The 8,839-nt window shown below is 68.9% G+C and carries 8 protein-coding genes and 1 pseudogene; 5 read left to right on the top strand and 4 right to left on the bottom strand.

Features of this window, described 5'->3' with window-relative positions:
- Positions 1-709, top strand: a 709-nt coding sequence (locus NG1_RS07635) for an AMP-binding protein (protein ID WP_157113898.1), incomplete at its 5' end; no start/stop codon positions are given.
- Between the two features lie 39 nt (positions 710-748).
- Here NG1_RS07635 and NG1_RS07630 read toward each other — a convergent pair.
- The 4 genes and pseudogenes from NG1_RS07630 to NG1_RS07615 form a co-directional block, all read right to left on the bottom strand.
- Positions 749-1,687: an undecaprenyl-diphosphate phosphatase gene (locus NG1_RS07630; protein ID WP_062969317.1), complete on the bottom strand. Its 939-nt coding sequence runs from the start codon at positions 1,685-1,687 to the stop codon at positions 749-751.
- Positions 1,688-1,760: 73 nt separating this feature from the next.
- Entirely contained in the window at positions 1,761-2,777 is a 1,017-nt protein-coding gene (gene dmpG / locus NG1_RS07625) for a 4-hydroxy-2-oxovalerate aldolase (protein ID WP_062969316.1), read from the bottom strand.
- A complete protein-coding gene (locus NG1_RS07620; RefSeq protein WP_062969315.1) occupies positions 2,774-3,757 on the bottom strand; it encodes an acetaldehyde dehydrogenase (acetylating) in 984 nt (327 codons plus the stop codon). The genes dmpG and NG1_RS07620 overlap by 4 nt, the downstream gene beginning before the upstream one ends.
- Before the next feature lie 4 nt (positions 3,758-3,761).
- Positions 3,762-4,636, bottom strand: a pseudogene (locus NG1_RS07615) (2-keto-4-pentenoate hydratase).
- A gap of 199 nt (positions 4,637-4,835) precedes the next feature.
- On the opposite strand from NG1_RS07615, the gene NG1_RS07610 reads away from it, so the two are divergent.
- From NG1_RS07610 to fabG, 4 genes are all read left to right on the top strand, one after another.
- The gene (locus tag NG1_RS07610) at positions 4,836-5,567 is read left to right on the top strand and encodes an IclR family transcriptional regulator (protein ID WP_062969314.1); all 732 of its coding nucleotides are present in this window, start codon (positions 4,836-4,838) and stop codon (positions 5,565-5,567) included.
- Between the two features lie 173 nt (positions 5,568-5,740).
- Positions 5,741-7,012, top strand: a complete 1,272-nt coding sequence (locus NG1_RS07605) for an erythromycin esterase family protein (protein WP_062969313.1) — start codon at positions 5,741-5,743, stop codon at positions 7,010-7,012.
- Between the two features lie 272 nt (positions 7,013-7,284).
- Positions 7,285-7,539, top strand: coding sequence for a hypothetical protein (locus NG1_RS07600; protein WP_062969312.1), 255 nt, complete (start codon positions 7,285-7,287; stop codon positions 7,537-7,539).
- 407 nt (positions 7,540-7,946) lie between these two features.
- Positions 7,947-8,693 carry a 3-oxoacyl-ACP reductase FabG gene (fabG, locus tag NG1_RS07590; protein WP_062969310.1) on the top strand — a complete coding sequence of 249 codons (747 nt, stop codon included), beginning with the start codon at positions 7,947-7,949 and terminating at the stop codon, positions 8,691-8,693.
- Positions 8,694-8,839 lie beyond the last annotated feature (146 nt).

Raw genomic sequence — 8,839 nt, 5'->3', positions numbered from 1 at the left:
CACAACCAGAACGGATGCCCCCGCACCGCAGGCAGCGGCGACGACGGCGGGCACCACACTGGCCCAGGCACTCGTGGGCGCGGTGGAAGACGACCCGGACGCCCCCGCCGTCGTCGTCGACGATATCGACGTGTCCTACCACGACCTCGAAACCCGATCGTCGCGGTTGGCGCGCGTGCTCATCGCGCGCGGCTGCGGCCCCGGCGCGGGCGTGGCGGTGCGACTCGATCGCGGCATCGAAGCGGTCATCGCCACCTGGGCGGTACTCAAGACCGGCGCCGCCGTGGTCCCGGTCGACGCACTCGACGCACAGCTGCCCGATGAGTTCGAGATCAAGATCGGCCTCACGGTCGGCGACAGCCGGTTCAGCGACACGGTCGACTGGCTCGCCCTCGACGACCCCACCGTCGTCGCGGAGATCGCCGCCGAATCACCCCGGCCGGTCACCTACGCCCACCGCACCCGCACACTGCGCGGGAGCGACACCGCCTTCCTGGGGGATCGGACCCTCAGCTACGACGACTTGGCCACGGCCGCCGCACAATTGCGCGACCACGCCGAACTCACCTACGAATCCCAGATCCTGCCCAGCGGCGAACCGGGGTCCTCCGCCGCGCTGATCGAACTGATCGCAGGCGGGACCGTCGGCGCGACGGTCATCCTGGACACCGATGGTGAAGCGCAGACCGACGAATGGGAGGCCAGTTGATCGCACCTCGGTCACTCGATCGCCCGGCGGAGGCAGACCTCAGCCGAAGTGGACGACCGAGACGGCCCCGGCGGCGAGGCAGTACACGGCGAACGGCAGCAGCGTGCGGGTCTGGAAGTACCGCTCCAGGAACCGCACTGCCAGCCACGACGACACCCCGGACACGAGGGCGCCGACCAGCACCGGCCCACGGATGCCGTCGGTCTTCGGGCCGACCAGCTCCGGTATCTCGAGCAGTCCCGCGCCCAGGATCGCCGGAGTGGCCAGCAGGAAGGCGAATTTGGCCGCGTGCTCGTGTGCGAGACCACGCCACAGACCGCCGACCATGGTCAGGCCCGCACGGCTGAAACCGGTCAGCAGCGCGCCGACTTGGACGAAGCCGATACCGAGGGCGTCCCTCGGCCCGAGGGCGGCCAATGGCCGGTCGGATTGGCGGCGAGGTTCCGCCTCGGCGGTGAGAGTGCCGCTGTGGGCCTGCCGCAGGGCGAACCGCCGACCGTATTCGGCCAGGGACGGTTCGTTCCGTCGGCGCAGTCCCTCACCGATGATCAGCACGACACCGTTGAGCGCCAAGAAGACGGCGGCGTAGATCGGCGCACCGAACAAGGCGTGCAAGGGATGTTCCAGCAGAAAGCCGAGCACGCCGACGGGAACGGTGGCGATGACGATCAGCCACGCGAGCCGCTGCGGGATGGTGTCGAGGCGCCCGGTTCGCAGCGTGGTGAGGAAACCCGCGGCGATGGCACACCAGTCCCGCCAGTAGTAGCCGAGCAGCGCGACCGCGGTCGCCACGTGCAGCGCCACCACGAACGCCAGATACGGTGTGCCTGTGCCGGACTCGCCTTCGCCGGTCAGCTTCTCCCAATCGCCTCCGAGCCATGCCGCGATCAGCACGGAGTGCCCCAGGCTGGAAATCGGGAAGAGTTCGGTGACCCCCTGCACCGCACCGATGACAGTCGCTTGAAAGTAGGTGAGCATCGAAGCGAGTCTCGCACGCGCGCAAAGGAAGCGCCGGAGAGGCTCCTCCACCGCCCCGGCGGTCTCCGGGCGATTACCCGTCGGCGCCGGCCGACAAGTCGAGCGCGATATCGACGATGAGGTCCTCCTGTCCGCCGACCAGCCCGCGGCGTCCCACCTCGAGCAGGATGGTGCGCACGTCGATGCCGTAGCGCCGCGACGCGGTTTCGGCATGCCGCAGGAAAGACGAGTAGACCCCGGCGTAGCCGAGCGTGAGGGTTTCACGGTCCACGCGCACCGGGCGATCCTGCAGCGGCCGCACCAAGTCGTCGGCGGCGTCTTGCAGGGCGAACAGATCGCAGTTGTGCTTCCAGCCGTGCAGATCGGCGACGGCGACGAAAGGTTCGATCGGGCAGTTGCCCGCTCCCGCACCGTGGCCGGCGAGCGAGGCGTCGACCCGGGTGACGCCTTCTTCGACCGCCACCACGGAATCGGCTACCGACAGCGAGAGGTTCTCGTGCGCGTGGATACCGATCTCGGTGCCCGGATCGAGCGCCTGACGGTACGCGCGGACGCGGTCGCGGACGCCGTTCATGGTCAACCGGCCGCCGGAATCGGTGACGTAGACACAATGCGCCCCAAAGGATTCCATCAATTTCGCTTGTTCGGCCAGGCGAGCCGGTTCGGCCATGTGCGACATCATCAGGAATCCGGAGACGTCCATGCCGAGTTCCCGTGCGGTGGCGATGTGCTGGGCGGACACATCGGCTTCGGTGCAATGGGTGGCCACGCGCACCGACCGGACGCCCAGCCGGTAGGCGTGCTTCAGTTCTTCGATGGTGCCGATACCGGGCAACAACAGCGTGGTCAGCCGGGCGTGCGTCAGATTGGCGGCAGCTGCTTCGATCCATTCCCAGTCGGTGTTGCTCCCCGGCCCGTAATTCAAGCTGCCTCCGGCGAGGCCGTCGCCATGGGCGACCTCGATGCCGTCGACCCCCGCCGCGTCGAGCGCGGCGACGATCCGCCCGACGTCGTCGGGAGTGATGCGATGGCGCACCGCGTGCATGCCGTCGCGAAGGGTGACGTCTTGGATGAACAGCTGGGTGGTCATCGGAGCGCTTCCTGTCCTGCTGGGGCGGCGGCGATCGTGTCGGCGATGGATTCGGCGTAGCGCACGGCCGCCGAGGTCATGATGTCGAGGTTGCCCGCGTAGGCCGGGAGGTAGTGGGCGGCTCCTTCGACTTCTAGGAAGACCGTCACCTGATGGGTGGGCGCGGCCGCCGCGTCCGGGCCGAGCAGGGTGTGGACCGGTTGATCCTGCGGGACGGCGGTGATCTGAACTTTCTGCTTGAGGCGGTAACCGGGCACATAGGTGGCCACATGGGCGACCATCTGCTCCACCGACTCGCGAATCGCCTCGTGCGTGCCTGAGTCGGGCGCGGTGATCAGGCACAGCACCGTATCGCGCATGATCAGCGGCGGGTCCGCCGGATTGAGGATGATGATCGCCTTGCCGCGCTGGGCGCCGCCGACCGCTTCGATCGCGTGCGCGGTGGTCTCGGTGAACTCGTCGATATTGGCGCGGGTACCCGGCCCCGCCGATTTCGACGCGATGGACGCGACGATCTCGGCGTAGGCGACCGGCGTCACGCGGGAAACGGCGGCGACGATCGGGATGGTGGCCTGCCCGCCGCAGGTGACCATGTTGACGTTGGGGGCGTGCCGATGTTCGTCCAGGTTCACCGCCGGTATGACGAACGGGCCGAGGGCCGCCGGAGTCAGGTCGATCAGGCGTTTGCCGAGCGGTTCGAGCACTGCGGCGTGCGCGGCGTGGGCCTTGGCGGAGGTCGCGTCGAAGACCACCTCGATCTCGTCGAAGTTCGGCAGCTCCAGCAGGCCCTGGACGCCATCGGAGGTGGTCGGGACGCCGAACCTGCGCGCGCGGGCGAGGCCGTCGGATTCGGGGTCGATGCCGACCATCGCGCCCATCTCCAGCACCGTCGAGTGCCGGATCACTTTGATCATCAGATCGGTGCCGATATTTCCCGACCCGATCACCGCGACTTTCAGCTCGGCGGGGTTGTCGTTCATGGTCTCACTCCTGGATGAAGGTCGCGGTCACCGAGCCGAGTCCGGTGATGTCGGCGGTGACGGTGACGGTGGCGGGGCCCTGAATCGGGGCCATCGGTCCGAGCGCTCCGGAGAGAACGATCTGCCCGGCGCGCAGCGGACGGCCGAATTCCCGAGTGGTCCGCGCCAGCCAGGCCAGGGCGCGCAGCGGACGGCCGAATTCCCGAGTGGTCCGCGCCAGCCAGGCCAGGGCGTGCAGCGGATCGCCGAGGCAGGCGGCGCCGGTTCCCGTCGACACATCGACACCGTCGATCGACATGCGCATCTGCGCCGAGACCGGGTCGAAGGAATCGAGCGTGCGATGTTCGGCGCCGAGGACGAACAGGCCGCTGGAGGCGTTGTCGGCGACGGTGTCGCCGAACGTGATGTCCCAGCCCGCGATGCGACTGTCGACGATCTCGAGCGCGGCCACGGCGTAGCCGACCGCGGCGCGAATCTGCTCGTCATCGAGCGGGCCGTCCACCAAGTCCGCGGCGAGCACGAACCGACCTCGGCTTCGACCTTCGGTTGCAGCAACCGGCTCAGCGGCACCGGTGTGTCCTGCGGGTAGTACATATCGTCGAACAACACTCCGAAATCCGGTTGATCGACGCCGAGCTGGCGCTGCACCGCCGGTGAGGTCAAGCCGATCTTGCGCCCGACGATCTCCGCCCCCGCCGCGACGCGCTCGGCGGTCAGCAGTTCCTGCACCGTGTATGCCGCGGCCACATCGTCGGAACCGATCAGATCGCGCACCGGCGCGCACGGGGTGCCGGAGCGGGCCGCCGCGCCGAGCAGGTCGGCGGCGGCAATCGTGGCGGTGTCCGCCGAAGGTCGGTGAAGGCCTGGAGGTGTTGGCATCGGGATCCCGGAATTCGTGAGGAAGGATGGAACGGTGATCCCACTGTCGCCGCAGGCGGGAGCGGCCCACCAGCGATGCGTTCCGCTGAGCCGAACGCCATTCGAGTAGAGTGGATCGGGCCCGAAGGGTTGGAGGTCGACGGTGTCATCTGCGGCTGCCGGTCGTGCGGTAGACGGCTCGACCGTTCTGGGCAAGACCATGGCGGTGCTCGAGGCGTTCTCGATCGATGACACCGCGTTGAGCCTGGCCGAACTCGCGCGACGGACCGGGATGCCGAAGGGCACCTTGCACCGGGTGCTGGCGGACATGGTGGCGGTGCGGTTGCTGGACCGGACCGAGGCCGGGTACCGGCTGGGCGGGCATCTGTTCGAGCTCGGGATGCGCGCGTCGGTGGAGCGGAGTCTGCTCGAGGTGGCGATTCCGTTCCTGGAGGAGTTGAACGCGCGTATTCACGAGACCGTGCATCTGGGCGTTCTGGACGGCACGGATGTCGTGTACCTGACCAAGATCGGCGGGCGTCGTCAGGCCAGCGCCCCGTCCCGGATCGGAGGCCGCATGCCGGCGCATTGCACGGCCATCGGCAAGGTCCTGCTGGCCAACGCCGACGCGGCACTGCGCGACCAGGTGCTGGCAGGACCGCTTCGGCGCCACACCCCGCGGACGATGATCCTGCCCGGCACGCTGCGCAACCAGCTCGATCGGATCGCGGCCGACGGCGTGGCCTTCGAATTCGAGGAATCGGCTCCCGGCCTGGTGTGCGTCGCCGCCCCGGTCCGCGAGGCCGACCAGGTCGTGGCCGCGATCAGTGTGGCAGGGCCGTCCCACCGGTTCCATCCGGAGAACCACGCGGCAGCGGTCCGCGCGGCCGCCGAGGGAATCGGACTCACCCTCACCCGGCGGGCCCGGCTGCTGGGCACGCCCACCTCCTGAACGACCTTCCCGGGACGGACGGCGCCCTGGAGACCGCGCTCCTGCGCGATTGACATCGGCAGCGCGCCGATTTAGTTTGTCCTCAAACGTAATTAGCTTTGATGTCAAACATGCTTTGCGCTTCGGGTTACCCCGGGCGGCACAGGCAGCTGTTCAACCGTCGGGAGTGCAGGATGACGCAGCGGAAATCCGAGGCCGTCGAGGTCGCCGAGTGGCTTCGTAACGCGGTCCGACCGTTCGACGTGCCGCAGGACGACACGCCACCCGGGGCCCTGCCCGCGCTCGCCGACTCGATGGAAGACGTTGTCGTCGCCGGCATCGGCATGACCACCCGGGCCGGGCACGAAGTATCCGTTATCGCGCACCGAGTCCTGCGGACGCTGGTGGAGCGGAAGGGCTTCCGGGCGCTGGCTCTGCTGGACGACGAGACGGTGGTCGCGGCTCTCGACGATTACACCCGCACCGGCCAGGGCGATCCCCTGGGACTACTCGGTGACGCGTGGGTTCCCTGGCGGAATACCGAGACCCTCGCCGTACTGCAGTGGTTACGCGAGTTCAACCGCGCGCATCCGGACGATCCGGTGCGGCTGTTCGGATTGACGCCCGAAGCGGCCAAGCCTGCGCACTACGCGCGGGTCCGCGACTTCGTCGCCGCCGTGGCACCGGACCGGTTCGACGACCTGCGCGGGCATTACGACCCGATAATCTCCGCGCACCGAGTGGGTGAGCATCTCCAGCGGGCCGGGGGCACCCATCCCGGCCGACCGTTCGTCGACCACGCCCGGGACGCGTTGGCGCTGGTCGAATCGCTACCAGGGGCCGCCGACGAACCCGCGGCGCTCGACGCGGCGCGGCTCATCGTGCGATACCACCAATTCAGCACCGCGTCCGGGCGCCGCGACTTCGCCGCCGAGGCCGCGGACGCCGCCGACCGAATCGCCGCCTGGCACGAGCGCACCGGACAGCGGATCGCGTACTGGGAGGGGATCTCGAACACCGCGGTCGCCCCGCGGCTGACGATCGCGGCGATGTCCCAGGAGTTCCCGACCACCGGCTTCCTGTTGCGCAAGCGCTTCGGCGCCGGCTACCTGTCCCTGGCGATCGCGTTTCACACCGGCGAGTTGCGCGCGGATCTGACGGTTCCGGCTCCGTCGGCCGAGTTCGCCGACAGCGTGCTGGATCATCCCGACCACGCCGGTTATCTACTGGACCTGCGCACAGCGCCGCCCGGGCCGGTCCGGCGATGGCTGCACCAACCGACCCGGGTGCGCCTGATCATCGGCACCTACCGCCCCGACCGCGACGCGGACCATCACATCGCCGGCGCCGGAGTGGCGACTGGTTCGACATCCTGCTTCGGATCCGCACCGTCACACCCACGCGCCGCCTCCCCTAGCCGTGCCTTTACGCCGTCGAGGCCTAGTTTGCTGGAGGGTTCCCAATAGGTATATCCATCTGTTACATTACCGATGCGGAGCCTATATACACGCGTGCGGCTCCTCGTCCGTACGACAACGCCGTCACCGGACATCCGCCCCGACAACGACGTCGGCAGGCCGACAAAGCCGTCGGCCGTGCAATGGATTCACCCGCCGGACATCGCTGCAGCCCGTCCCGCCTCCGGTCGAGTCGGGCTGTGCGGCATGAAGACGGCCGGAACAGAACGCGTGCGACTCGCACGCCCCGATCGGACATTCAGCAAGAGGAACTCATCGACATGCCGATCAACTTCTTGAGCGGGCTCGATTTGATCGCCGCGCTCGACGCGCGCAATGTCGAAGCCCATCTCGCCGGTGCCGTCGAGGGCTGCACGGCATGCGCCACCACGTCCAGGCCGGGCCCCGGCTGCCCGGCAGGCCTGGCCGCCCGGATCCGCAACGGCGCCGCGACCTCTTCCCTGACGGCGATCGAGATCATCGACGAACTGCGCCACCTGCACCGTTCACCGAAACCCGAAAACTCCGGCACGTAGTACGCCCTGCTCCCCCCGGTGGCCACACCATTGCTTCGAATATGCGCGGTGGTCGTCGCTCTGGCGCCGCGACAAGGGCGGGCGCGGGGCACGGCGAAGGTGACCGGTAACGTCGTCGCCGCTTTCGGGGCAGGTTCCCTCAGCGAGGTGCTCACCGGACTCGAGCAGCCGACGCCTCGGTCGCACCGGCAAATACCCTGCATCCCCCCGTGCCGGCTCGCCCCCGTCGCCGCCCTGCGCCCGGCCCAGGCCGAGCTGACCTGGGCACGGTGCATCGTGCCGGCGACCGACCCCGCCGACGCCGCTGCGGTCGTCGATCATGGTCGACAAGCCGATAATCGGACGCGCCCAGCGCATCCGGCGCACATCGGCGATGTCCCCGAGACCGACCACCGTGAGGAACATTCATGACCGGCCCACTGCTACACGACAAGACCGCCGTGATCACCGGCGCCGCACAGGGAATCGGTTACGCGATCGCCGAGCGATTCGTCGCCGAAGGCGCCCGCGTCGTCGTCGGTGACATCGACGGGACCGCCGCCGCGCAGGCGGCCGAACGTCTCGGCGGCGCGGCCGTCGCGCGCGGCGTACGTTGCGATGTCACCGTCGCCGAGGAGGTGCAGGCTCTGCTCGACGCGGCCGCGGAGTCGTTCTCCCCGGTCGACGTGATGGTCAACAATGCCGGGATCACCCGCGACGCCACCATGCGCACGATGACTGAGGACCAGTTCGACCAGGTGATCTCGGTGCACCTCAAAGGCACCTGGAACGGCACCCGGCTGGCCGGCGCGATCATGCGCGAGCGTGGCAGCGGAGCCATCGTCAACATGTCGTCGCTGTCGGGCAAGATCGGGCTGGCGGGCCAGACCAACTACTCCGCCGCCAAGGCGGGCATCGTCGGCCTGTCCAAGGCCGCCGCCAAGGAACTCGCACACCTGGGCGTGCGCGTCAACGCGATCCAGCCCGGCTTGATCCGCACCGCGATGACCGAGGCGATGCCGCAGAAGGTGTGGGATCAGAAGATGGCCGAGATTCCGCTCGGGCGGGCGGGTGAGGTCGGCGAGATCGCCTCCGTCGCACTGTTCCTGGCTTCGGATCTGTCGTCGTACATGACCGGGACCGTGCTCGAGGTGACCGGTGGGCGGTTCATGTGACCGCCCTCGGCACCGACAGTCGTCCACGCCGCGACGACGGCCCGACAACCGAAGCTACCGCCGCAGAACAGGGCGCGGCGCACACCGGCCCCGCAACGCGGCGACGGCCGGGGCGCGGGTGAGCGGCGCAGCTGCGATCGGAACGG

The organism is Nocardia gamkensis NBRC 108242, assembly GCF_001612985.1.
In the GTDB taxonomy this organism is placed as follows: Bacteria; Actinomycetota; Actinomycetes; order Mycobacteriales; family Mycobacteriaceae; genus Nocardia; species Nocardia gamkensis.
Note: the sequence above shows the minus strand (reverse complement) of the source record. Positions and strands in the feature narration are given on the sequence as shown.